At 58.9% G+C, this 23,822-nt stretch carries 26 protein-coding genes; 10 read left to right on the plus strand and 16 right to left on the minus strand.

Features of this window, described 5'->3' with window-relative positions:
- Nucleotides 1–21 precede the first annotated feature (21 nt).
- The 3 genes from LUN51_RS06240 to LUN51_RS06250 are packed head-to-tail and all read right to left on the minus strand — an operon-like array spanning nucleotide 22 to nucleotide 3,043.
- Complete coding sequence (locus tag LUN51_RS06240; RefSeq protein ID WP_277810564.1) at nucleotides 22–963, minus strand: ArsA family ATPase; 942 nt, start codon at nucleotides 961–963, stop codon at nucleotides 22–24.
- Nucleotides 964–1,005: 42 nt separating this feature from the next.
- Nucleotides 1,006–1,302: a cory-CC-star protein gene (locus LUN51_RS06245; protein WP_052444949.1), complete on the minus strand. Its 297-nt coding sequence runs from the start codon at nucleotides 1,300–1,302 to the stop codon at nucleotides 1,006–1,008.
- On the minus strand, nucleotides 1,289–3,043 hold the full coding sequence (locus LUN51_RS06250; protein ID WP_277810565.1) for a carbon starvation CstA family protein: 1,755 nt from the start codon (nucleotides 3,041–3,043) through the stop codon (nucleotides 1,289–1,291). Before LUN51_RS06250 ends, LUN51_RS06245 begins: the two co-directional genes overlap by 14 nt.
- Nucleotides 3,044–3,367: 324 nt before the next feature.
- On the opposite strand from LUN51_RS06250, the gene LUN51_RS06255 reads away from it, so the two are divergent.
- Genes LUN51_RS06255 through cydC form a run of 4 tightly spaced genes read left to right on the plus strand, consistent with a single transcriptional unit; the run spans nucleotide 3,368 to nucleotide 9,219 of the window.
- The gene (locus tag LUN51_RS06255; RefSeq protein ID WP_277810566.1) at nucleotides 3,368–4,789 is read left to right on the plus strand and encodes a cytochrome ubiquinol oxidase subunit I; all 1,422 of its coding nucleotides are present in this window, start codon (nucleotides 3,368–3,370) and stop codon (nucleotides 4,787–4,789) included.
- A gap of 3 nt (nucleotides 4,790–4,792) precedes the next feature.
- Nucleotides 4,793–5,794, plus strand: a complete 1,002-nt coding sequence (gene cydB / locus LUN51_RS06260; protein WP_277810567.1) for a cytochrome d ubiquinol oxidase subunit II — start codon at nucleotides 4,793–4,795, stop codon at nucleotides 5,792–5,794.
- 3 nt (nucleotides 5,795–5,797) lie between these two features.
- Complete coding sequence (gene cydD / locus LUN51_RS06265; protein WP_277810568.1) at nucleotides 5,798–7,513, plus strand: thiol reductant ABC exporter subunit CydD; 1,716 nt, start codon at nucleotides 5,798–5,800, stop codon at nucleotides 7,511–7,513.
- A 14-nt stretch (nucleotides 7,514–7,527) separates the two neighbouring features.
- Nucleotides 7,528–9,219 carry a thiol reductant ABC exporter subunit CydC gene (gene cydC, locus LUN51_RS06270; RefSeq protein WP_277810569.1) on the plus strand — a complete coding sequence of 564 codons (1,692 nt, stop codon included), beginning with the start codon at nucleotides 7,528–7,530 and terminating at the stop codon, nucleotides 9,217–9,219.
- 23 nt (nucleotides 9,220–9,242) lie between these two features.
- Here cydC and glpK read toward each other — a convergent pair whose 3' ends face one another.
- From glpK to glpD, 3 genes are all read right to left on the minus strand, one after another.
- Entirely contained in the window at nucleotides 9,243–10,751 is a 1,509-nt protein-coding gene (gene glpK, locus LUN51_RS06275) for a glycerol kinase GlpK (RefSeq protein WP_277810570.1), read from the minus strand.
- Between the two features lie 49 nt (nucleotides 10,752–10,800).
- Complete coding sequence (locus tag LUN51_RS06280) at nucleotides 10,801–11,529, minus strand: MIP/aquaporin family protein (RefSeq protein ID WP_261507143.1); 729 nt, start codon at nucleotides 11,527–11,529, stop codon at nucleotides 10,801–10,803.
- 180 nt (nucleotides 11,530–11,709) lie between these two features.
- On the minus strand, nucleotides 11,710–13,230 hold the full coding sequence (gene glpD, locus LUN51_RS06285) for a glycerol-3-phosphate dehydrogenase (RefSeq protein WP_277810571.1): 1,521 nt from the start codon (nucleotides 13,228–13,230) through the stop codon (nucleotides 11,710–11,712).
- A gap of 242 nt (nucleotides 13,231–13,472) precedes the next feature.
- Here glpD and LUN51_RS06290 point away from each other — a divergent pair, with 242 nt between their 5' ends.
- Entirely contained in the window at nucleotides 13,473–13,604 is a 132-nt protein-coding gene (locus tag LUN51_RS06290; protein WP_277810572.1) for a hypothetical protein, read from the plus strand.
- Between the two features lie 13 nt (nucleotides 13,605–13,617).
- Here LUN51_RS06290 and LUN51_RS06295 read toward each other — a convergent pair whose 3' ends face one another.
- From LUN51_RS06295 to LUN51_RS06330, 8 genes are all read right to left on the minus strand, one after another.
- Nucleotides 13,618–15,363: a SulP family inorganic anion transporter gene (locus LUN51_RS06295; protein ID WP_277810573.1), complete on the minus strand. Its 1,746-nt coding sequence runs from the start codon at nucleotides 15,361–15,363 to the stop codon at nucleotides 13,618–13,620.
- Between the two features lie 231 nt (nucleotides 15,364–15,594).
- The gene (locus LUN51_RS06300; protein ID WP_277810574.1) at nucleotides 15,595–15,969 is read right to left on the minus strand and encodes a flagellar protein FlaG; all 375 of its coding nucleotides are present in this window, start codon (nucleotides 15,967–15,969) and stop codon (nucleotides 15,595–15,597) included.
- Between the two features lie 87 nt (nucleotides 15,970–16,056).
- The gene (locus tag LUN51_RS06305) at nucleotides 16,057–16,536 is read right to left on the minus strand and encodes a hypothetical protein (RefSeq protein ID WP_277810575.1); all 480 of its coding nucleotides are present in this window, start codon (nucleotides 16,534–16,536) and stop codon (nucleotides 16,057–16,059) included.
- Between the two features lie 120 nt (nucleotides 16,537–16,656).
- Nucleotides 16,657–17,241, minus strand: a complete 585-nt coding sequence (locus tag LUN51_RS06310) for a hypothetical protein (protein ID WP_277810576.1) — start codon at nucleotides 17,239–17,241, stop codon at nucleotides 16,657–16,659.
- A 94-nt stretch (nucleotides 17,242–17,335) separates the two neighbouring features.
- Complete coding sequence (locus LUN51_RS06315) at nucleotides 17,336–17,686, minus strand: hypothetical protein (RefSeq protein WP_277810577.1); 351 nt, start codon at nucleotides 17,684–17,686, stop codon at nucleotides 17,336–17,338.
- A 196-nt stretch (nucleotides 17,687–17,882) separates the two neighbouring features.
- Nucleotides 17,883–19,613, minus strand: a complete 1,731-nt coding sequence (locus LUN51_RS06320; protein ID WP_277810578.1) for a PilZ domain-containing protein — start codon at nucleotides 19,611–19,613, stop codon at nucleotides 17,883–17,885.
- A gap of 432 nt (nucleotides 19,614–20,045) precedes the next feature.
- Nucleotides 20,046–20,540, minus strand: a complete 495-nt coding sequence (locus LUN51_RS06325; RefSeq protein WP_277810579.1) for a type II toxin-antitoxin system YhaV family toxin — start codon at nucleotides 20,538–20,540, stop codon at nucleotides 20,046–20,048.
- The gene (locus LUN51_RS06330) at nucleotides 20,537–20,872 is read right to left on the minus strand and encodes a type II toxin-antitoxin system PrlF family antitoxin (protein WP_277810580.1); all 336 of its coding nucleotides are present in this window, start codon (nucleotides 20,870–20,872) and stop codon (nucleotides 20,537–20,539) included. Before LUN51_RS06330 ends, LUN51_RS06325 begins: the two co-directional genes overlap by 4 nt.
- A 204-nt stretch (nucleotides 20,873–21,076) precedes the next feature.
- On the opposite strand from LUN51_RS06330, the gene LUN51_RS06335 reads away from it, so the two are divergent.
- The 5 genes from LUN51_RS06335 (at nucleotide 21,077) to LUN51_RS17435 (ending at nucleotide 22,650) form a co-directional block, all read left to right on the plus strand.
- Nucleotides 21,077–21,331 (plus strand): AbrB/MazE/SpoVT family DNA-binding domain-containing protein, encoded by a 255-nt coding sequence (locus tag LUN51_RS06335; RefSeq protein ID WP_277810581.1) that lies wholly within the window; start codon nucleotides 21,077–21,079, stop codon nucleotides 21,329–21,331.
- The gene (locus tag LUN51_RS06340) at nucleotides 21,331–21,663 is read left to right on the plus strand and encodes a type II toxin-antitoxin system PemK/MazF family toxin (RefSeq protein WP_277810582.1); all 333 of its coding nucleotides are present in this window, start codon (nucleotides 21,331–21,333) and stop codon (nucleotides 21,661–21,663) included. The genes LUN51_RS06335 and LUN51_RS06340 overlap by 1 nt, the downstream gene beginning before the upstream one ends.
- A 252-nt stretch (nucleotides 21,664–21,915) precedes the next feature.
- Nucleotides 21,916–22,149, plus strand: coding sequence for a DUF4258 domain-containing protein (locus tag LUN51_RS06345; RefSeq protein WP_277810583.1), 234 nt, complete (start codon nucleotides 21,916–21,918; stop codon nucleotides 22,147–22,149).
- Nucleotides 22,150–22,151: 2 nt separating this feature from the next.
- On the plus strand, nucleotides 22,152–22,343 hold the full coding sequence (locus tag LUN51_RS06350) for a DUF2283 domain-containing protein (RefSeq protein ID WP_075368643.1): 192 nt from the start codon (nucleotides 22,152–22,154) through the stop codon (nucleotides 22,341–22,343).
- A complete protein-coding gene (locus tag LUN51_RS17435; protein WP_431355564.1) occupies nucleotides 22,333–22,650 on the plus strand; it encodes an integrase core domain-containing protein in 318 nt (105 codons plus the stop codon). Before LUN51_RS06350 ends, LUN51_RS17435 begins: the two co-directional genes overlap by 11 nt.
- Before the next feature lie 43 nt (nucleotides 22,651–22,693).
- Here the strand turns inward: LUN51_RS17435 and LUN51_RS06355 are convergent, their stop codons facing one another.
- The gene (locus tag LUN51_RS06355; protein ID WP_277810584.1) at nucleotides 22,694–23,011 is read right to left on the minus strand and encodes a hypothetical protein; all 318 of its coding nucleotides are present in this window, start codon (nucleotides 23,009–23,011) and stop codon (nucleotides 22,694–22,696) included.
- Nucleotides 23,012–23,025: 14 nt separating this feature from the next.
- Nucleotides 23,026–23,715, minus strand: a complete 690-nt coding sequence (locus LUN51_RS06360; RefSeq protein WP_277810585.1) for a hypothetical protein — start codon at nucleotides 23,713–23,715, stop codon at nucleotides 23,026–23,028.
- Between the last annotated feature and the right edge of the window lie 107 nt (nucleotides 23,716–23,822).

Below are 23,822 nucleotides of genomic sequence, written 5' to 3' on the forward strand. Positions count from 1 at the left end.
AATCTGCGACAAGCAACTGGCTCAGGCGTGCGCATGCCAGGGCGAGAGGTCGCCAAGGGCTTCGCAGAGCGGGCGTAGGTCCTCGATCGAGGCGGGCGCGTGGGGCTGATGTTCGATGCGTATGCATAGGCGGTCCGCGAAGGATGTCTCGAGCTGCTCGATCCACGGGCGTTGTTCCTCGCGCCAATTGGCGAGCCACTGGCTATCGACCGTAGTGGGCAAGCATTTGTTGATGACGACGGCGCTGACATGTAGGCCGTTGGCTTCCAGCAGGTCACGGGTGCGCGCGGTTTCCAGCGCCGGTAGGCGTTCCGGGTTGGCGACCAAAATCATCGCCGAGTGCGCAGGGCAGGTCAGATGTTCGCGAGCGGCGGCGAGACGCCCTCGGCGACGCATCAGTACCTCCTGAATGGGGTCGTCGACCACCTCGCCGTCTCCCAGCCAGGCTTTGTAATCGCTGCGCACTTTATGGCGACGTTGCATCAAGCCGTCCACCCAGGCGCCCATGATCTCCGGCAGCGCGAGCAAACGCACGGTATGGCCGCCTGGCGCGGTGTCGAAGACCAAGCGGTCGTAGTGTTGCCCGGTATCGAGCAATAGGCCGACCAGCGCATCGAACAAGGCAGCTTCCTCGGTGCCCGGAGCATGGCGAGCCAAGTCGAGCTGGCGGAATACCGCTGCGCTGCGTTCGCCGCTCACCATGGGCTTGATGTTGGCCTTGACCTGGTCCAGATAGCGTTTCGTCTCATGATCGGGGTCGAGTTCGACGACATCCAGGCCAGGGCGCATGCGCGTTGGCGTCGGGCCGGGTTGGCGGCCGAATAGATCGGCCAGGTTGTGGGCGGGGTCGGTGGACACCAGCAGGGTGTTCCATCCGGCATCCGCGCAGCTTAGCGCGTAAGCGGTTGCACAGCTGGTTTTGCCGACGCCGCCCTTGCCGCCGAAAAAAAGGCTTTTGGCCATATCGGCTGTTTCTCCTCGGTTGTGCCACGCCATCGGCGTCGTTCAGCAACAGCGAAAACCATCCAGGGGCGAGCGGGGCATGCCCTGGCGCTTATGCCACTCGTGAAAGCGTTCGAGCATGTAGGGATAAAGCTCCAGGGTCATGTCGCCGACGGGGTTGGGGATCCCCATCATGTCGCAGAAGCACAGCAGCATGAAAAGATCTTCTTCATCCTGAAGTTCGCGGACGATCTCACGGCGGTGCTGAAGGCTCAGCACCGCGTCGTAGCCCTCGATGAGGCGTTTGATCCGCGTCCGCCAACCGGCGGACGCGGTCCGTTCGTCATCAGCGCGAGTCATCGGAACTCAACGACTCTTGGGAGACTGTCGGGCCCTGGCGGAAGCTGCGTGAGGCCTCGAGCAGGATCCATAGCGTGAACACCATGATCAAGCTGCCGAAGGTGAACAGCAGCAAGTTGCGGTCGGCATCGCCGAAGCCCGACCAGGTGAAGATCACTTGTTGGCCCATGGCCCACAGCGTCATGACCAGCAGGAATAGCATCGGCACCAGCGTGAAGACCACCGGGCGGCCCTGGCGTTTGAGCCACACCGAGACCAGCATCAGGGTGATACCGGCCAGCAACTGGTTGCTGGTGCCGAACAGTGGCCACAGCAGATAACCGCCCGAGCCGAAGCCATTGGGGCCTTCCGGCAGAATCACCAACGCCGCGCTGGTAATGACGGCGATGCTGGTCGCGACATGCTTGCGAGCGATCACTGGCATACCGTATTCGTTACCCAGTTCGGCGATGATGTAACGCATCAGACGTACGGCGGTATCCAGGGTGGTGGCGGCGAAGCTGACCACGATCACCGCGACCAGGGTCGAGCCCATGTGCTCGGGAATGCCGAGGTTGCCGGCGAGTTGTCCGGCGCCTTTCACGAAGGAACCGAGCCCGCTGGAACCGGCCGCCGAGAAGCTGGAATAGGTGGCGGTGAAATCCGCGCCGGACGCGAACAACGTGCCCACCGCGATGATCGCAATCATCGCCAGCATGCCTTCGCCCAGGGCACCGCCGTAACCGATGAAGCGAGCGTCGGTTTCCTTGTCGAGCTGCTTGGACGTGGTGCCCGAGGCGACCAGGCCATGGAAGCCTGAAATCGCCCCACAGGCGATGGTGATGAAGAGCAGCGGATACCAACTGACATCGGTTTCGCCGTTGACGCTGGGCGCGGTCATCTCCGGCGCCCCGACGAGCAGTCCCAGATACAGCAGCGCCAGGCCGACCACCAGCTGATGCGAGTTGATGTAGTCGCGCGGCTGCAACAGCTTCCAGACGGGGAGCGTCGAAGCGATATAGACATAGACCATCAACACCACGATCCACACCAAAAAGGCCATCGAAGTGGCATCGAAGCCGCCCGCCACCGCTGCGTCGGCGCCACCGAACCAACTGACCAAATCAACCTGCAGAATGGGCACCTCGCTGGCCAACAGCGCTGCGCCATACATGACGGCGAGGGCGATAACCGAGGGCAATAGCATCGAGCCCGAGTGACGATAGACGCGATAGCCGATCCACACTGCCAGAGGAATCTGGATGAACACTGACAGCACGCTGGCGGGGAAGGTGATGAACAGCTTGGCGATGACCCAGGCGAAGACCGCGTTGATCATCAAGACAAGGATCAGAATGATGAACAGAAACAGTAGCTTGGCGCGCTGGCCGATCAGCTTGTTGGCCAACGTGCCGATGGAATGGCCCTTGTGACGGTTGGACAGCACCACGGCACCAAAGTCATGCACGCCGGCGGCGAACACGGTGCCTAGCACGACCCATAAGATGGCCGGTAGCCAGCCCCAGTAGATGGCGATGGCCGGCCCCACGATGGGGGCTGCGCCCGCCACCGAGGTAAAGTGGTGCCCCCACAGGACCCACTTGTTGGTGGGGACATAGTCGACGCCATCTTGATAGGCGTGAGCGGGCGTTTGGAAGTCGAGGTCGAGACGGTAAATGCGTTCGGCGATGAACTTCGAGTAGAAGCGATAGCCCATCACGAAACACACGGCGCCGAAGATGGCGATCCAAATAGCGTTCATGAGTGATCCTTGTCGAGAGCGGTCGCGCCGGGCGCCGACCATGCTTTGTTGGTACGACTATCCTACCAAAGATGTATGGCATTCTCCGTTAGACGAACGACGCAGAATTAAATCGGCTGCGACATCGGCGCGCATGCGGCAATTTGCCTTGCGGCAACGCGACACATACGAAACCCCGCCACGGCGCTTTTTAAGTCTATATAAACCCTCTACGATGTAGGGGTATTGGAAACGAAACAAGAAGATCCAGGCGGCGGGCCTTTTTCGGCTATGACCACCTCTTTCCGATGACATTCCGACTACGTGGGCTTCAAGGAGTCAGCCATGGCGCTAGATCCGATTCTCCTGTCGCGATTGCAGTTTGCATTCGTGGTTTCTTTTCATGCCATCTTCCCGGTCTTCACGATCGGGCTTGCCTCCTATATCGCCGTGCTGCAGGGCCTTTACGTCACCACGGGGAACCGCGTCTGGGATCGCCTCGGCCTGTTCTGGACCAAGGTCTTCGCCGTGGTCTTTGGCATGGGCGTGGTGTCCGGCATCGTGATGGCGTTCCAGTTCGGGACCAACTGGAGCAACTTCTCGCAGATGGCGGCGAACTTCATTGGTCCGATGCTGAGTTACGAGGTAGTCACGGCGTTCTTCCTCGAAGCTGGCTTCCTGGGCGTATTGTTGTTCGGCCGACATCGTGTCTCGCCGGCGGTACACTTCTTCGCCGCGTTGATGGTGGCCGTGGGCACCTTCATCTCGGCGTTTTGGATCCTCGCTACCAACAGCTGGATGCAGACCCCAGACGGCTACGAGATCCGCGAGGGTGTGATCCATGTGACCTCTTGGTTCGATGCAATCTTCAACGCGTCCTTCCCGTACCGCTTCACGCACATGGCCCTGGCGGCATTCTTGACCGGTGGTTTCGTAGTGACCGGGGTCAGCGCCTGGTTCTTGCTGCGTGGTCGCGAGGTCGATGCCCACAAGCGTGCGCTATCGATGACGCTATGGCTCTTGCTGTTTCTGGCCCCGCTTCAAGCCTTCGTCGGCGACGAACATGGGCTCAACACCCTGGAGCATCAGCCGGAAAAGATCGCCGCGATGGAAGGCAACTGGGAAACCCAGTCGAACGTACCGCTGTTGCTGTTCGCGTTGCCGGATCGGGACCTGCAGGCCAACCGTTTCGAGATCGGCATTCCCAACGGCGCCAGCCTCATCTTGCGACACGACCCAGACGGCGTCGTCCCCGGGCTCGATCAAATCGACCGCGCGCAACAGCCGCCGGTGTGGATCACCTTCTATAGCTTCCGCGTGATGGTGGCATTAGGGCTCTTGATGATCGCCTTCGCCGTTGCCGGATTGGTGCTACGCAAGGGCGGGCGCGTGTATCGCAGTCGCTGGTTCTTGCGTGGACTGCAGGGCATGAGCCTGGCGCCGTTCGTGGCGGTGGTCGCGGGCTGGGTCGTGACCGAAACTGGGCGCTCGCCGTGGCTGATCTACGGCGTGCTCGACTACGCCGATGCCATCACGCCCTCGCTGAGTGGCGGTATGGTGCTGTTCACGCTGCTGGGCTATATCGCTGTCTATGCCGTGATCTTCATCGCCGGTGTCTATTACCTGTGCAAGGTAATCAATCAGGGCCTTGATGAGCACGACGATACAGAGGATTTGGATAGCCACGACCGCCCGGCGAGGCCCATGTCCGCCGCCCACGTGCCCTTCGATGATGCGCGCGACGACCGCGCCCCGAACAGGAGCTAAGCCATGGAAATGTTCGATCTCTCGTTGATCTGGGCCGTCATCATCGCCTTCGGCGTGATCATGTACGTGCTCATGGATGGTTTCGACCTAGGGCTGGGGATTCTGTTTCCCTTCGCCCCGGACGAAGATGCGCGTGACGTGATGATGAACTCCGTCGCGCCGGTATGGGACGGCAACGAGACGTGGCTGGTACTGGGGGGCGCCGGGCTGATCGGGGCCTTCCCGCTGGTTTATTCGATCCTGTTGCCGGCGATGTACATTGGGGTCTTCCTGATGTTGGCGGGCTTGATCTTTCGTGGCGTGGCCTTCGAATTCCGCTTCAAGTCGCGGCGCACGCGTAACTGGTGGAATGCCGCCTTTGCTGGTGGCTCCTTCGTGGCGGCCTTCGCCCAGGGCGCCGTGGTGGGGGCCTATATTGAAGGCTTCGAGACCGCCGACCGCGTGTTTACCGGGGGCGCGCTCGACTGGCTGACACCGTTTTCGGTGATCACCGGCCTGGGGCTGGTAGCCGGCTATGCGTTGCTCGGCGCGACTTGGCTAGTGCTCAAGTCCGAGGGCCATGTGCGTGATTGGGCACGTGGCCTGGTACCCAAGTTGCTCATCGGGGTCGTGGTCGTCTTCGCCATCGTTAGCCTGTGGACGCCGTGGATCGACCCGGGCGTCTGGGAACGCTGGTTCGACCACATGCAGGTGATCTGGCTGCTGCCGGCGCTGGCCTTGGCCTGCGTGATTGGCATCTATGCCGCTAACCGTAAGGGGCGTGAGCTGCTGGCATTCCTGCTCACCCTAGGCATGTTCATCTTCACCTACCTGGGGCTGCTGGTGAGTCGCTGGCCGTATGTCATTCCGCCTGACTACACCTTGTGGGATGCCGCTTCGGCACCTGAGTCGCAGTTCTTCCTGCTGATCGGCGTGCTGTTCGTGGTGCCCATCATTCTGACCTACACCGCCTGGTCGTACTGGGTATTCCGCGGCAAGGTGCGTGTCGGCGACGGGTATCACTGAGCCGTGTCTCGATCTCAAGCCCAAACCTCGGCGCGCGCGTCGCGCCAATGGCTGGCTGCGCAATCCCGTGAGGTGCGCGGCTGGCTGAGCCTCGCCATCGCCGCCGGTGTCATCGGCGGACTCGCGACACTAGCGCAACTGGGCCTGATGGCATGGTTGATCAGCGCTGTCGTGGTCCACGACACGGCCTTGGTGACGCTATGGCCCTATGCGGTGGCACTGGCTGGCGCGGTGATCGTGCGCGGGCTCGCGCAGTGGCTGCAGGAGACCAGCGGTTTGGAAGCCGGACTGCGCGTCAAGGCAGATGTGCGCGCACAGGTGCTCGATCAACTCGCGGCGCTGGGGCCGGTGCATCTCGCCGAGCGGCATAGCGCCGGGAGCACCGCGCAACTGGTCGATCAGGTCGAAGCGCTGGAAGGCTATATCGCGCGTTACGTGCCCCAGGCCACGCTGGCGGTGGTGCTGCCGCTGATCTTTCTCGGCGTGGCGTTCTCGCTGGACTGGCTGGCGGCGTCGTTCTTCCTGATTGCGGCGCCGCTGATTCCACTGTTCATGGCGTTGATCGGCATGGGCGCCCAGCGCCTCAACGAGCAGCAGTTCCAGGCCATGACGCGTCTCGCCGGGCATTTCCTCGACCGTGTGCGCGGGTTGACCACCTTGCAGCTGTTCGGTCGCACCCGTCAGGCCACCGAGGAGGTCACGGCGGTGGCCGACGACTACCGGCGGCGCAACATGAAAACGCTGCGCGTGGCGTTTCTCTCCTCGGCAGTGCTGGAGTTCTTCGCCTCGGTGTCGATTGCGGTGATCGCCATCTACATTGGCTTTGGGTTACTGGGCTATATCCAGTTCGGCCCCGCCGATCAACTGACACTGTTCAGCGGGTTGTTCCTGCTGTTCATGGCGCCGGATTTCTTCCAGCCGCTGCGCTTGTTGGCCCAGCATTATCATGACCGCGCCAGTGCTCTGGGGGCTGCCGAGGGCTTGCGCACACTGCTGTCGCAGACACCACCACAGGGCCCGCGAATGGAGTCTCTAGGCAGTGAGCTCGACGACACGGTGCCACTGCGGGCGCGCCTGACCGATGTCAGTGTGGCGCATGCCGGGCGCGGCCGGGTGTTGGGGCCGCTCGATTTCGTTATCACCGATGGCGAGGTGGTGGCGCTGGTCGGTCCCTCGGGCACCGGCAAGTCGACGTTGCTACAGGTGCTTGCCGGCTTCGTCGATGCCGAGTCGGGCGGGGTGGCGTTGCGTACGGAGACAAGCGTGGCTTGGCTCGATCAGCGTCCGTTCCTGATGCAGGGCACGCTGGCCGAGAATTTGCGCCTGGTCGCGCCCGATGCCAGTGACGACCGATTGCGCGAGGCGCTGATCGCGGCACAGCTCGGTGACTTGCTGAGTGCTTTGCCCGAAGGGCTCGACACGTCACTCGGGGAGCGTGGCCTGGGGCTTTCCGGCGGGCAGGCCAGCCGCCTGGCGCTGGCCCGGGTGTTTCTCAGTGATGCGCCGCTGGTGCTGCTCGACGAACCCACGGCCAGCCTCGACCCCGACAGCGAGCAACGCGTGATCGAGGGGCTGACGCAACTGGCCGCACAAGGCCGCACCCTGGTCATCGCCACACACCATCCCGCCGTGATGGGCATGGCCGACCGTGTGCTGCGTCTCGAGGCGGGTCAACTGCATTCACAGGATGCACCGGCATCGTCGGAGGCCTTGTCATGAAGGAGCCCACTAGCATGCAGGGATCCACTAGAAAGGCGCTAGGCCCATGGTTGCGCCTGATGGGCGAGCGGCGTGCACGCTTGCTGTTCGGGGCGTTGCTGATGCTGGCGACGCTGCTGTTCGCAATCGGGTTGCTGACGCTGTCGGGATGGTTCATCACCGCGACCGCGCTGACCGGGATGACACTCGCGGCGGGCGGTGCGGCGACATTGGATGTCTTCACGCCGGGTAGCGGCATTCGCTTCTTCGCCGTGGGACGCACCGCCGCACGTTACGCCGAGCGCCTCTATAACCACGATACCGTGCTGCGCCTGCTGGCGGATATTCGCGGGCGCACCTTTGCCGGCTTGTCACGGTTGTCGGGCCGTGAACTGGCGCGCTACCGCGCCGGTGAATGGCTCAACCGGCTGACCGCCGACATCGACGCGCTCGATAATCTCTATCTGCGCTTGTTGGCGCCGCCGTTGGTGGGACTGCTGGCGATCCTCGTGGTCGGCGGCATCCTGGCGTTGGCGATGCCCGCGCTCGGTGGCGTGTTGCTGGCGATCATGCTGCCGTTATGGGTGATCGTCACGCTGGGCATGGCGGTGGCGGGGCGTGGCCCTAGCGCGCGACGCGTCGAGACGCTGGAGCGCCTGCGCGTCCGCGCCCTGGAGCATCTACAGGGCTTGGCCGAGCTGCGCACCTTTGGCGTACTCGGCGCCCATCGGGAACGAGTGGAACGCGAGCAGCGGGCGTTGCTTGACGATCAGCGGCGTCTAGGCCGACGAGCCGCGCTGGGCAATGCGCTGGTTACCTTGACCGTGCAAGGTGCCGCCGTGGCGATACTCTGCTTGGCGCTGCTCGCATTCGCCGCAGGCAAACTCTCGGCGCCCGTGGCGAGCATGTTGCCACTGGCGGTGCTGGCGCTGAACGAAGGACTCGCCATGCTGCCGGGCGCATTCGTGCAATTGGGGGCCACGCGTACGGCCGCCGCGCGGCTCAATGCCGAAGCGGCGACGTCCCTGCGTGACGAGGCAGAGGGCTCCCTGACAAGTGCCGAGGCGCCTTCGATCACCTTCGAGGCGGTGACGCTGCGTTATCCGGGCATGGGCACCACGCCCGCGCTCGAAGACGTCAATCTGCACGTGGAGGCCGGCGAACGTGTCGCCGTGCTGGGCCCTTCGGGTAGCGGCAAGTCGAGCCTTGCTCAGCTCGTCGTCCACGCGTTCGACCCCGATGCGGGCAGCGTGCAGCTGGCAGGGCAGGATCTACGCAGCCTGGCGCCGCAGGCATTGCATTCTCGGCTCGCCTATCTGACCCAGCACACCGAGCTCTTTCATGCGTCGCTGCGTGACAATCTGCGCTTGGGATTGCCGGTCGATCACGGCCTGGAGGAAGCGGACGTCGAAAGTGCCCTGTGGCAGGCGCTATGGATCGTCGATCTGGATGACTGGGCGCGCGAACTGCCGCACGGGCTCGAGACCTGGGTCGGCGAAGCCGGGCGTCAGCTTTCCGGCGGGCAGGCACGCCGCGTGGCGCTGGCCCGGGTGATCCTCCGCGATGCACCGCTGGTATTGCTCGATGAACCGCTGGCGGGACTGGATGCCGCCACGGCGGTGACGGTGGCCGAACGTCTCGACACCTGGCTAGACGGGCGTACTGTGCTGATGTTCGCCCACCGCCGCGACGCCCTACCGCGCTGCGATAGGGCGTTAGTGCTTTAACTTATAAGCGCGGCAATGGCGTCTTATGAGGCGACATGAAAGCCCATGGTAGCTTTGACGGCATGCTTCCAACCCGCATAGAGCTCGTCGCGTTTTTCCACGCTCATCGCGGGTGTGAAGCGGCGGTCTATGGCCCATTGTTTGGCAATCTGTTCACGCGATTCCCAGAAGCCGAGTGCTAAGCCGGCCAGGTAAGCTGCGCCCAGCGCGGTGGTTTCATTGACCGCGCAACGCAGAACATCCACGCTCAGGATGTCGGCCTGAAACTGGGCGAGAAAATCGTTGGCGATGGCGCCACCGTCGGCACGCAGTTCGGTGAGATCGAGACCGGCATCGGCCTGCATGGCGTGGAGGACGTCCGCGCTTTGATAGGCCATGGATTCCACTGCCGCACGAATGAAATGTTCCTTACTCGTGCCGCGCGACAGGCCGAACATCGCGCCGCGTACGTTGGAGTCCCAGTAGGGCGCGCCCAAACCGGTGAACGCTGGTACGAGGTAGACGCCGTCGTTGTCGCCGGCGCGTTCGGCATAGGCTTCTGAATCGGAAGACTTGCCCAGCATGCGAAGGCCGTCGCGCAGCCACTGGATCACCGAGCCGGCCACGAACACACTGCCTTCCAGGGCGTATTCGAGCTGGCCGTCTATCTCCCAGGCGACGGTCGTGAGCAGGCCGTTTTCAGAAGCCGTGGCTTCCGGGCCGGTATTCATCAGCGTGAAGCAGCCCGTGCCATAGGTGTTCTTGGCCATACCGGGTTTGAAGCAGGCCTGGCCGAACAGGGCGGCTTGCTGGTCACCGGCCATGCCGGCGATCGGCAGTTCATTGCCGAAGAAATATTTCGGCAGCACCTTGCCATAGACTTCACTGCAGGATTTGACCTCGGGCAGCATCGATTCGGGCACGCCGAACAACTCAAGGAGTTCCGGATCCCATTGGCGATTGCGGATGTTGAACATCATCGTGCGCGACGCATTGGTAACGTCGGTGACATGCACTTCACCGCCGGTCAGGTTCCATACCAGCCAGGAATCGATAGTGCCAAACAGCAGGTCGCCGTTGTCGGCTTTTTCCTTGACGCCTTCGACATTATCGAAGATCCACTTGAGTTTGGTACCCGAGAAATACGCATCGATGACCAGCCCGGTTTTGTCGCGGACCATCTCCGCATGCCCGGCAGCCCGCAGCTCATCACAGATCTCGGCCGAATGACGTGATTGCCAGACGATGGCGTTATAGACCGGTTGACCGGTGTGCTTGTCCCAGACGACGGTGGTTTCGCGCTGGTTGGTGATGCCGATGCCGGCAATCTCCGAGACATCGACCTGGGTGTTGTTGATCACTTCGGTAAGCGTCGTCAGCACGCTGGTCATGATGTCGCGCGGGTTGTGCTCTACCCAGCCCGGCTGCGGGAAGATCTGCTCGAACTCGCGTTGGGCAATGCCGGCGATCTGACCGTCATGGTCGAACAGCATTGCGCGGGAACTGGTCGTGCCTTGGTCGATCGCGAGTACGTATTTCTTTTCATTGCTCATGGAAGGCCATTCCTCGTGCTTTTTGCGAAAAAATGATCAATCTGGACGGTTAGTAGGCGTAGGCAAAAAGTGCCGCCATAGCACTACCGATGACAGGGCCGACCACCGGAACCCAAGCATAGCGCCAGTCGTTAGGGCCCTTGTTCTGGATCGGCAATATGGCGTGGGCAATGCGCGGGCCGAGATCGCGCGCCGGATTGATGGCATAACCGGTGGGGCCGCCCAGCGAAGCCCCGATAGAGACCACCAATAATGCGACCGCCAAGGGCCCGAGGCCGGACGGCGTGTGGCCGAACATGATGATCACGAAGATCAGCACGAATGTGCCGATTATCTCGCTGATCAGATTCCAGCCATAGGATCGGATGGTCGGTGCCGTGGAAAAAGTGGCGAGTTTGATCGCGCCATCTTCGGTGCCATCGTACTGTTTTTTGTATGCCAGATAGCAAACGACAGCCCCCAGAAAACCACCGATGAACTCGGCCACAAAGTAGGTGATGGTCGTGACGAAATTGATCGGAATGCCATCGGCATATTCTTTGGCCGGGCCAATGAGTAAACCGAGAGTCACGGCTGGATTGAGGTGCGCACCGGTGTCGTAGGCAACGTACACACCGCAGAACACGGCAAGCCCCCAGCCGAAGAAGATCACGATGCCATCGCTGCCGTTACCGTTCGTCTTGTTCAGTAGAACGTTGGCCACCACACCGCAACCCAGTAGTGTCAGGAATGCCGTGCCAGCGATCTCGTGGACTAGTATCGTTTCTACAATTCCCATGGATATGCCCTGAAGTAATGAGTGTCACGGTTGGCTAAGGCGAGATACGAATGTCCTGCAACGTCGATGGGAATATGGGCAATGGGTTGGCGAGTCATTGTTTTCCTCCTTTTTTTGTTGTGCCACGCGTGTCGATGGCAGTTGTATTCGCGTCGTTCTTCACGACGGCTGGGTCCGTTCCTAAGTTTCTGGCTTGGCCTTGGTGGGCCGAGCGAAGGAACGGGTGAGGTAATCGGCGAGCCGTTGTTGTGCGCTCTCATCGAGACGCAGTCCCAGCTTGGATCGCCGCCAGAGAATGTCCTCGGCTGTGCGCGCCCATTCGTGATCGCACAGGTAATCGACTTCGGCGGCATACAAGTCGGCGCCAAAATGCTCACCTAGATCGTCCAGGCTTTTTGCATCACCGACGATGTTCGTGACCCGGGTGCCGTAGTTGAAGACCATGCGATTGGCCATGCCCAATGGAATGAAGGGGTGACTGGCTTGGAGCGATTCGAACAGGTGCTGTGGTTTCGCTTCTTCGCCGCCGGGTAGTGGGTGGCCGTGACCGGTCCAGGCTTTTTCCTGGTTGCCGAGTTCAGGTGCCAGTTGATCGACGGCGTCCTCGGCTAGACGTCGATAGGTCGTCAGCTTGCCGCCGAAGACGTTGAGCAGCACGGCGCCGCCGGATGTCTCGAGTTGAATGCGGTAATCGCGCGTGATCTCGCTGGCACTGTCCTCACGATCATCGAGCAGGGGACGAACGCCTGAATAGCTCCAGACGATATCGTCGGGACCGATAGGCTGTTCGAAATAGCGATTGGCCGACTCGCATAGATAACCGATTTCGTCCTTCTCGATAGCGATATCGCTGGGAGCGCCCTCATGCTCGATATCGGTCGTCCCGATGAGGGTGAAGTCGCCCTCGTAGGGAATGGCGAATACGATGCGGCCATCGGGTTGCTGGAAGATATAGGAGTAGCCGTGGTCGAACAGTTTGTTCACGACGATATGACTGCCCTTGATCAGGCGCAGCGAATACGTGTGATCCAACGAAGCGACTTCTTCGAGAAAACGCACGGCCCAGGGCCCGGCCGCATTGACCAGTCCGCGGGCGGCGACTTGCGTCGTTTCGCCCTCGGCGGTACGCAGGGTGATGGTCCATCCGTCGGTGCCGCGTACCGCCGCTTCGGCACGAGTACGCGTCATGATGCAGGCGCCACGGCTGGCTGCGTCCATGCAATTGAGCACCACCAGTCGCGCATCCTGAACCCAGGCGTCCGAGTAGACGAAGCCCTTGGTGAACTCGGATTTCAGTGGCGCCCCGGCCGGGTGGTCGGCGAACTTGATGCCATGCGAGCCCGCTAGCGTCTGGCGTCCACCGAGGTGGTCGTACATGAAAAGCCCGGTTCGAATCATCCAGGCCGGCCGCAGGTGCTTCTGGTGAGGCAGGATGAAACGCATCGGCCAGATGATGTGCGGCGCAGCCTTGAGCAGTATTTCGCGCTCGGAGAGGGCCTTGGCCACGAGCTTGAATTCGTACTGCTCGAGATAACGCAAGCCACCGTGGATCAGCTTGGTCGAAGCCGAAGACGTATGGCTGGCAAGATCATCCGCCTCGACGACTAGCACTGACAGTCCACGGCCTGCAGCATCACGCGCGATGCCTGCGCCGTTGATGCCGCCGCCGATGACAATCAGATCGTAGGTTTCGTTGCGCATGTTCGTATCCGCTCACCAGTGTTCGAGTTAGATCATTGTGGCGCGGATCCGAACATTTTTAATTAGGCAAAAAGTAGTAGAAGCTATTTCGCCCTATGGATGAGGCCGATCTCAGGGGCCGAAATGCCGGCCTGAGAAAGCCTCAACCCGTTCGTGGAAAGGGTTCGTCGGTGAAAAAGTGAAGCGGAGTGAAACTTTCGAGATTCGGATCAGAACATCACTGCCTGACTTGAAGCACTATCTTGTGGCCAGATTCGAAGTACGCCGCGCGGCGACCGGGCGTGGTCGCCACGGACGGCAAGATGATCGACGACTTCCTGTTCATCAATACGTCGCGCAGTGCCAACAGGGTGATGGCCCTGGTCGAGGCCTAGCTCTCGCCTAGACCTAGTCCTGGCGGGTGTCGCTATCCAGTGGCGTCACCACGGTGTCTTCGTCTCGCAGCGCTTCCCAGGCGTGATAGGTGCTGAGGAAGACGTCACCGGTAAGGTGATCGAGGAAGTCGCTGTGCTTGAGCTTGTCCATCACCGGGCCTTTCACTTCGGCGAGATGCAACTTGACCTGCGAGTCGTCGAGTCGGGAATTGATGGCTTCCAGGCTTTCCAGCGCCGAGGCGTCGATCAGGTTGACCGCCGAGCTGATCAATACCACATGCTTGAGTGCCGGACGTTCGGCGACCATGGCGTAGACGGTGTCCTCGAGATAGCGCGCGTTGGCGAAGTAAAGGCTCTCGTCGACGCGTAGCAGCGCCACGCGCGGGTCATTCTCGGTGGTGTAGCGCTCGACGTTGCGAAAGTGCTCGGTGCCGGGAACGCGGCCCACCAGCGCGCTGTGCGGACGACTGGTGGTGTAGAGAAACAGCGCCAGCGATAGCCCTACGCCGACCATCACGCCAACTTCAACGCCGCTGACGAAGGTCAGCACGATGGTCGCCAGCATGGCGGCGAAGTCACGCTTCGAGTAGTGCCAGGTACGCTTGAGGCCGTGCGCGTCGAGCAACGTGAAGGTCGAGACGATGATGCTGGCGGCGAGCGTGGCGATGGGCAGAAAGTGAATTAACGGCGTGAGATAGAGCGTCACCAGGGCCACGCCCAGTGCGGCGAAGCTGCCTGCGGCCGGTGTGCGCGCGCCAGCATCGAAGTTGATCACCGTACGCGACAGGCTGCCCGTTACCGGCATGCTGCTGCTCACGGCGGCGGCGATATTGCTGCCACCCAGCGCGAAGAGCTCCTGGTCGGGCGAGATGCGCTGGCGACGCTTGGCGGCCAGCATCTGTGCCAGCGACACCGATTCGATGAAACCCACCAGGCTGATCAGAAACGCCGGCATCAGCAGTGTGCTGATCAGGGTCGGGTCGAGCGAGGGCAACGCCAGCGGCGGTAGATGGCGCGGAATATCGCCGACCACGGCGACGCCGTGCGCTTCCAGATTGAATGCCCATACCAGCAGAGTCGAGATCATGGCAGCAATGATCGGCCCAGCCTTGGTGATGAAGCCACTCAGCGTGGCGGTCATGCCCAGGCGGCGCAGCGTGGGGCCGGCGCGGCGCATCACCATCAGAAACGCCAGTGAGCCGAGACCGATCAACGCCGTGAGTACGTTGAAATCCTCCCAATGCGCGACCAGGCCGGTGAGCTGTTCGATCAGCGTGAACCCGGACATCGTGATGCCCAGAAGATTGCCCAACTGGCTGGTGGCGATCAATACGCCCGAGGCGCTGAGCAGGCCGGAAACGACTGGATGGCTCAAGAAGTTGGCGAAGAAGCCCAGCCGGAAGATGCCCATCAGCATCAGCATGACGCCGGACAAGAACGCCAGTGTCGCGGCGGCCTCGCTGTAGGCGACGGTCCCCGTGGCGACGATGCCCGATAACGCCGCAGCCGTCATCAGGGCGACGATCGCCATTGGCCCCACTGCCAGCGTGCGGCTGGTGCCGAAGATGGTATACGCCACCAACGGCAGCATGCTGGCGTACAGGCCCGTCACCGCTGGAAGCCCGGCGAGCAGGGCATAGGCCAGCGCTTGCGGAATGACCATCAAGGTGACGATGACGGCGGCGAAGAGATCCTGGGATAGCGTGTGGCGATCATAGCTTGGCAGCCACTCGGCGATGGGAAAGTAACGCTTGAGCATCCGGGTCTCGTTGGTATGCAAGGAAGTCAGATTTTTGAGCGAAAAGATATAACGCTAGAAGTTTTTCTACTAGACGCTAATGGTGCGGTTTGCGGACTGTCTGTGCAAGTGCGGGGGCTGACTCAAGGTTTTGTTTATTGATGGGGTAGGGGAGAAAGGTATTACTGATGCAGACCTGCAAGCGCGACACCGTCGAAGCTATGCATGGCCTCTCGGTGCCGGCCTTCTTAATTACACTTCCCAGTCGACCAACCGGCCCTGGCGTTGCTCCAGGGTTTCGGCGATACGCAGCACTTCCTCGCTGGGAATCTGACGGATCAGTTCCTGGCTGTCGCGATCGACGATACGTGTCACGATCCGCCCCTCGTATTCCGAGAGCTCGAACTGGACGCTGTAGGCGCTCATGACTTCGTTGACGCGGTCAACGGGCTGGACGAGCTCGCTCATGGTCAAGGCCGAGGGCGCCGAGGCTCCCTGTACGTCATCGTCGGGTTGGATATGGGCCAAGGCCATGTCCAGTCGCTGGCGACCGCTCAGCGGGTTGGGTGTGATGTTGGCGGTGGCGGGACCGCTGTTGACGGGAAATTCAGGAATGTTCGACGACATATGCGTCCCCCTGCGTTGTTATCGCTTTTGTTGTTGAGCGTTGCAGCGCTCAGGTGGTTGAGGCTTAAAACATGGTAGCTCGCGGAATCATGTCATCATGTCGATGTTCGTGTGCCCGGCATCGTCGCCGACACCGATGCCGACGAAAAAAGCATGCCGAAAGTTGCTATCGCGCTTGTAAGCCTGGATCTTCTTGATGTCCTGATGCTTACCGAAGCTATTGGTACTTTTCTGCACTTCGATGGCGGCGAGGTTCTCGTGGGTTCCGCGATGATGGATGATGATGTCGGGGTAGGCGGTACGCGCATCTGTATCGGCGGTATTGGTCACGCTCGTCATATGGCGGGTGCGCTTGCAGGGGCCTGCCCAGCGATTGTATTCGCAATCGATATCCCAATCGGGAAATGCCTGTTGCAGATACATGGCCAAGCGGAAGGAGAGCGAACGCTCCGTCGCCGACGCCTTGAGCAGAGGGGCGTCGCGCTCGAGGAGTGTTTCGAGGGCGTGGTTCAGCTTCTCTTGAATACTGGTGTCGGATTCGGTGATGAATGTACCGATATGGGTCATCGGATGCCTCGCCTTGTTTTTCTTCGCTACCGTTAGCGTGATAAACGCCGATAATATCCTTGTTTAGCAGTTATCGGCCATGATAGACCAGACTTTAACGGCTTTTTTAATGCTGTAGTATTAAACGGAGCGAAACTCGGCATGTAGCTTACCGTCGCGGACCATTACATACGCCATATTGCGCTTGCCGGTATCATCTCGCCAGTCGATTTCATTGACCCCCGGTTTGAGCACCGACTCCGCCGCTGCGAGCGATGTCGCAGGTGTACCGTTGACCGACTCCACCACTGCGCCGATGGGCAAACGACTCTGTAGAGGACTCTCCGTCCCGATCTCGACTAATTGCAGGCCAGTCGCGGCGGCGCCCTCGACGGGGGCCTCGGCCCTCGAGCGCTGTGGTGTTGTAGAGCGAGAGGGGGCCTGGCGAGCGGGTTCCGGTCGTTCACTGCTCACCCGCGACGCGCTAGGTTGGCGGAGCTGCCAATGAGCAGAGGTGACCAGCAGCAATGTGCCGACCAGCAGTACGATGATGGCAATATTGGCAAAGAGCAACGCGGGCAAGTGGGCGCTGAATAGTGACGGTGCCTGGCGTTGAAATAGCAATATCTTGTACGTCGTGTACGGCAGGGTCGCCATGACCGCGCCCCATAGCACGGCGAGGAAGACTTGACTGCGCAGTAATGTCCGCATGGTGTCTAGCCACATTCAAAGAAGTTCAGCAGGTTTAACGCATCACAAGAAAAAATCAAGCATCCCCAGCCTAAAGTACGAACGAGCACAGGCAGTTTTCGTACAAAGCCTAGCGCGCATGCGCCTTAACCTGATCGTACAACAATCTTGCGTTATCCAGGGCAATGGCCTCGTTTTCATCCAACTGCAAGAGAGAACCGCCATTGCGGTCGTCGTTCTGGGCGGCGCGGATCACCGTCGCATGGCGGCGCGATACACTGGCGACATTCATGCGGATGGATAGCAGCATCAACTCGAAGCGGCGTTTTTGATCTTCGCGTCGGGCGCGCTCCTCGAAGGATTCGGTGGTTTCGATGAGCGACGCCAGGGTCGTATTGATCAACTTCTCGACCAGATCGAGGCGCGGCACGATCTCGTCATTCAGTTCATTGACGGTGATTTGGGTACGGGGAGAAGACATGACAACGCCTTGGTAGTAGAAGGCCACGAAATTACGATGACAAAAAGGGCCAGCCAAGCTGGCCCAAGGCTCGCCAGGGGCAAGCGTCATACACAGCGAGTGTCGGTATTCACAATGCGTCAAGGCGGTTGCGGTACCCACGAGAACCTTATCGGCCCATTCGCCCTGAGCTTTAATTCGCGTTGTTCTGCTTGATTCAATGCTTATGATCGACACGGAGATCGTTCGGGTTGACGATACTGACGAGCCGGCCTATCTGAATAAAATCATTGGATGAAAGGTACGTATCGATACGGGCATCGATGAACGCTAAATTCTTGACAACATGGACGTGGGTGGGCTTTCCCTTGCTGTCGATATCCATGACCCAGGCGAGAAATCCCCGGGAAAATTTGGCCAGGCTGCCGATTGGATACAAACCGTATTGCTGGATATAGTCGATAATGACGGCGTGCTCGTACTGCGTGTCATTTTCATGCACCCAGCGATAGGTATCCAACGGTGTACGCGGTGATACGTTATTGCGCTCGTGGGTGAGCTTATTGATCACCTTGATGACCGAGAGCTGCTTCACCAGTTCGGAAAGCTGATCACTCGTCTTGCCGGCGGGGTACCCGCTGCCGTCGAGCAGTTCGTTGGCGTTCTGGATGATATCCAGACATCCATCACTGGGTTGCCAGCCCAGTTCCGAGATCTTCTCGAGCAGTTTATCGACATGGCCAAGGAGTATCTCTTTTTGCTGCGGCGTCATGTTGGTCTTCAGCGAGGGCAACTTTTCGCTCATCAAAAGCGGCTTGCCCATCGTATGCATCAAAGTGCCCGCCACGGCCTCGCGCAAGTGCGGTGAATGCGGATCACGCGACGCGACCATATCCGCGAGACAGCCGGCCACCTGGATGGCATGCCGTACCCACTCCGGTTGATCGCGCAGGAAGGAAAGCGCGTACAACAGCTCCTTGCGATTCTGCCGGACGAGATAGAGCAACGAATCGGTACAGTCGTAAAGCGTCTCTTCGGGAAAGGCATTCCAGTTCTTGATGAAGATCAGCACGGCCTGAAGTTGGCGCGCGATGGTCCGCACGCCCTTGACCATCGGCGGGGCGTTGGGAGAGTCATTCGGCTTCTGGCTGGCATTTTTCAGAATGCTATCTTCCTTTTTCCGGGGGATGTAAACGGCCGACTGGCTGACACTGCGGCCATCGACGCCGGCCCGGTAAGCGGCCTCACGTTCAGACTCGGAAACGACATGGAACAGCACATTCTCCATGTCGCGCCCCACCTCGACGAATTGAATGCCCAGGGCCGCATGTCCCTCGCTACCGAAAGGGCGCATATGGCGTATGCGCCCTCGGGCGTAGAAATACTCGCCATTGGGAAACTCCAGCGTGACACTGGGCAGCACCTGGTTGACGTAAAGCGGCAGGCTGTCTTCCATGGCGATATCGATCATGCAGCCGCCGGTCGAGATATTGCGCAGCCGCCCCTTGATGGTCAACTCATTGGCGAACACCTCGAGCGTGGCACGCGCGTACATGCCCAGGATCAGAGGAATGCGCACCGCACCGCGTGTTTCCTCCGTGAACAATGCATCTGCCAGTTGGCACTTGATCTCGTAGGAATCGGCCTCCTTCTTGAGTGGCTGGGCCTTGATCTTCTCGAAATTGTAGATATCCGTGTCTTCCTCGTCGGATGACGCGGAGATCTCGACATCGAAGGACAAATACCCTTGGTAGATATACGACTCTATGTCGGCCTTTTCATCGGAGACACTAAGCTCAAAAGCCCCTGTGTCCATATCTAGGTTGAGGATCTTGCCCTGAAGCGGCTTGGTCGTTTTCTTGGAAAACACCGTGATGGTGTGCTCTTTGGCGATCAGAGCGCGAAGAACGCCCGCCAGGTGATTGCCTGAGTATTGGTGTGACAGCATACGCGTACCTATGAGTCCATTGCCGGGGCGATGTACGGGGTTTATTCGTTTTTATTGTAATAGCTTTATTTGATTTTAATCGTTCTTATAAGCGGTGCTTGCGCTGCCAGGCCGCATAGGATAGGTGCGCCGGAAGCGCTACCGATAACGACCATGGTTCCCTTATATCATAGATAGACAGGATGGGGAGTGGGGTAAATACGTATGCTCGGTGCGTGGCTGGAAACCGGCAAGATGCACGACAGAGACGATGAGCCGGGCCACGCTGCAAAGCCTGTTGAAAGGCGATCCATCGGTTACTATCGGCAGTTAATCGCAGCGAAGAGAACCTATCCGATGACGATTCTCTCTGGAAGGCTATTGAAGCGCAAATGCTAGCCGGGTAAGGCTTTCGTGGGAGGGAACTTGTTCCCGATGGTTTTTTGCCACCTTTTATCGTGACGCGTTCGAGCCCAACAGCGTTTGGATGCGTTCGCCGTCACTGCTAGCCGCTTCCCACAAGTCATCCCAGCTATCCGGTGGATTGCCGCTCTTAAGCATCTTGTGGAAGACAGCATAAGCGTCGTACTTGCTGCCATAGGCACGTTTGGTGGATTCGTCGTTGACCCAGGCATAGATGAGTATCCTGCTGGCGAGGTCGTAACGAAAGAATAGCCGGTACTGTTGGTAGAATTTTGCCCGTTGCCAATGGGTATGAGCTGTTCCGAGCGTGTTCCCCTGTCGATACTGTGGGCCTGATGGATCCTGTGGGATGTCGTGCAAGGCCAGTTTAACAATGGCTGCCAGACGTTTGGTGGCGGATTTGGCGCGGTATCCCTCCGGGTCTTTCGCTTGTAGCCGCTTCACCTTGTCGGTCAGCGCCTCGACCTGCGCCAGGAAGAGTGGATGTGCGTAGATCGTCCACCCGTTGATCACCAGAGGGCTCATGCGTCGTCATCGTCTTCTGGTAGTGCCTCATCGAGGTCTACCTCGATGCCTGACGTCAGGCGTTTAGCCTCAGAAAAGGTGCCAGCAGCGACAGGACGAATATTTTCCGGATGCGCCTGTAGATCGCGTTCCAGGAATGCCAGAAAGCTAGCCACCACGGGATCTTGGCTGGGCTCATCGCTGGCACGGGAGAGCACCACCTCCCCATTGGGGCGGACCGTGTAGTGAATCCGGTCGCGGCGCTTCAGCTTCAGTGCACGTCGAACCGATGCCGGTACAGTCGTCTGGTAGCGATCCGTCAGGGTGGAATCATCCTCAATGGCTGTGTTCATGATGGGTCTCCGCTCGTTGGCAACGCAGTGGTATATAGAAAAGGTAATGCAATTGCATTGCATGGTCAATATTCCCGTGCCGAACTGCGCTATACACCCTGTGCAACTCTGGAAGGCGCGCGTTGGGCAAGCGCTTGCGCCGTGTGTGCTGATAAGTTATATTTTTGTATAATTTGAGCGTATTGCTATGCGCAGGAGGTCTGTATGAGCACTACCAATCTTCGCCGTGTCGGCGGCTCTGTCATGATGTCAGTGCCGCGTACACTGCTCGATCAACTGAACCTTCACGAGGGCTCTCAAGTCGAGATCGAAGTCGACCACGGCCGCTTGATCGTGGAACCGGCCAAGCCACAATACTCCCTTGAGGAGCTGCTGGCCCAGTGCGATACCACGGCAGATATGTCTGCTGGCGAACGCGAGTGGCTGGAGGCCGACCCCGTCGGTCGTGAATTGCTGTAATGCGGCGCGGTGACATCTATCTCGTTTCGCTCAACCCCACTCGGGGTCATGAACAGCAAGGTATGCGTCCGGTGCTGATCGTGTCGCCGGATGCGTTCAATATCGCCATGGGCACGCCTTTGGTTGCGCCGATCACTAACGGTGGCGGCTTCGCTCGCTCCCGAGGCTTCACGGTGTCGCTGGCCGATGCAGGGACTACTACCACCGGTGTTGTCTTGTGTGGTCAGGTGCGGACCTTGGATATCGAGGCCCGTCAGGGGCGGCGGCTGGAGAGCATCCCGCGAGAGGTTATGGATGACGTGATAGCTAAGCTAGCGACTCTGGTTAGCTAAACCATACCGCCTGGCTTCAAGATGAAGATACCGTTGCGTATTTCAAGAAGCTTGCCGAGGAAAAAGATCTTCCATGTCAGAGTCTCATTCATCGAGAAATGCTAGCCGAGCACGGTTTTCGCGGGAGGGGACTCGTTCCCGGTGGGCTTGGACAGGTGGTAAATTGCTGGCTTCGTAATGCTCGACCAGAGGCAGTAGAATTATGGTCACCATACAATGAGGTGAACCTTGATGTTCTGTCGGCGATTCGGTTTGGATGTATATGTTACCCGGCATGCCCGTGAGCGTATGGCCCAGCGTGGTATGACAGAGGTGCTGCTCGGTGAGCTTCTGGAAACCGGCCAGATGCGCTATAAGGACGATACGCGGCTATGGATCGCCAAGGCTATGGAAGGGCGCAACGATAATTTGGTATGTGCCGCCGTGGTACTTGAAGATCGACTGGTCGTCAAAACCGTCATGCATCATTTTCAGTGGGAGGAATGACTATGCGCACTACGTACGATGAAGCTGACGATATCCTGGTTGTGCATCTTTCGGAGAAGGCCATTGCGAAGGAAGTCTCGCAAGATTGGAATACCCATGTCAGCTATGCGGAAGACGGCACTATCGTGGAAATTGTGATTTTGGACGCATCCAAGCAGGGCGCATGGCCTTTGTTGCGTAGCCATGCAGCCTAGCTTTGCGAACGAGTTTGCGTTCAGCAACCGTTGGCACTATCGCGCTGATAGCGGGCTCGTTGTCAGTAGCCACCAATATACGGGCACGGTCAAAGCCTATGGTCTCACGCTGGCGTTCACGACGCCGTATACACCGGAACAGAAGCGCTTCTTCCGCTCCTTGAAGGAGGAGTGCATCTGGCTTCACCGTTTCGAATCGCTGGCCAAAGCCAGGGTCGTGATCAATCGCTGGATCCGGCATTTTACAACGAAGAGTGGCCACATCAGTCTCTGGACTACGTGGCACCCTGAGCACACCCAGGATTAACGGTATAGGGTGTGCAGAAGCCAGGGGCCATTATAATACGAGGTTAATAAATAATAGCAGCGCCTATTAGGGTGCCGATTATTAAGCCTATCAATTGTGGACCTATGAGCCAAAAAGTTTTAGTTCCTAGAATGCTTAAGATACCCCCTGTTGTAAAAAAAGCATCTGGGTGTGTGAATCTTCTAATAGCATCTCCTGCTATGGCCCCACACCAACCACAAAGAGATCCTATGATAATAGCGAAAGTCTTTGTGAAGAAAGACGCGTAGGCTACTTCTGGCATTGTGTTGAAAAAGTTGACAAATATAGAGAATGCCAAAGAGGCACCTAGCCAAATGTACTTTACGTTTTTTTGCTGCATGTGGAAACCCTCCTTCAACCGCGTATTGCGTTTTTAAAAGCGACTTCAGAAACTTTGGTTTTGGCTTTTTTTAGCTCCTTGTTTATTAAGTGATTGGCGTCTTGAACGATACGGGGGTATAATTGCTGTGCTTTCTTGAAAGCTTCAAGTTCCTCTTTAGAGTTCAGGGCTCCTTGAGCAGACTTTGACGACCTGTTGACTTTTATTAAGGCGTCAATCTCTTTTGAATTGAATTTCTTTGAGTAAATTTTTGCGAATATATTTTCGAAGGCACTCCAGGAGAAACTTTCCTTTGTTGTATTCTTTACTTGGCTTATAGTGATGCTTGAATCGTCGTATTCTTTTAATAAGTTTTCCGAAAATCTGTCGACCAAGTTTTCGTATTGCTCCTTCATCCCAGAGACCTTTGCTAGCTCTTTAGCCTTCTTTGTATCGTCACCACATCCTGATAGAAAAAGTAGGAAAATAAATGCTAGAAATAAATGTTTAGTCATGTTTTGGCTAATGCCCTTGGCGGTGCTGTCGTTGGCGTTCAAATTCGCCTCCATACGGTTACAGATCGTCTGACCGGCAGCATCATCCGCAGTACTCTTGATCTTTAGCCCCGAGGAAAGGCGCTCAAGCGTTGAAGAAAACTGGCTGTTGGCGCGTCCCTGATGCTGTTGGGCCGTAAGGGAGAGCAGATTGGAGTTGATGACGGCCATGTCGTGTCCCTGAGCATGGAGGATGCGGTCGTTGTATCTAGTCGGTTATCGGCATGCGTAAAAGGAACTTTAGGTACTAATGATGTTTTTGGTGGCCGGAGGCGAAG

Origin of the sequence: Chromohalobacter canadensis (assembly GCF_029544075.1) — a bacterium.
GTDB classification, from domain to species: Bacteria; Pseudomonadota; Gammaproteobacteria; order Pseudomonadales; family Halomonadaceae; genus Chromohalobacter; species Chromohalobacter canadensis_A.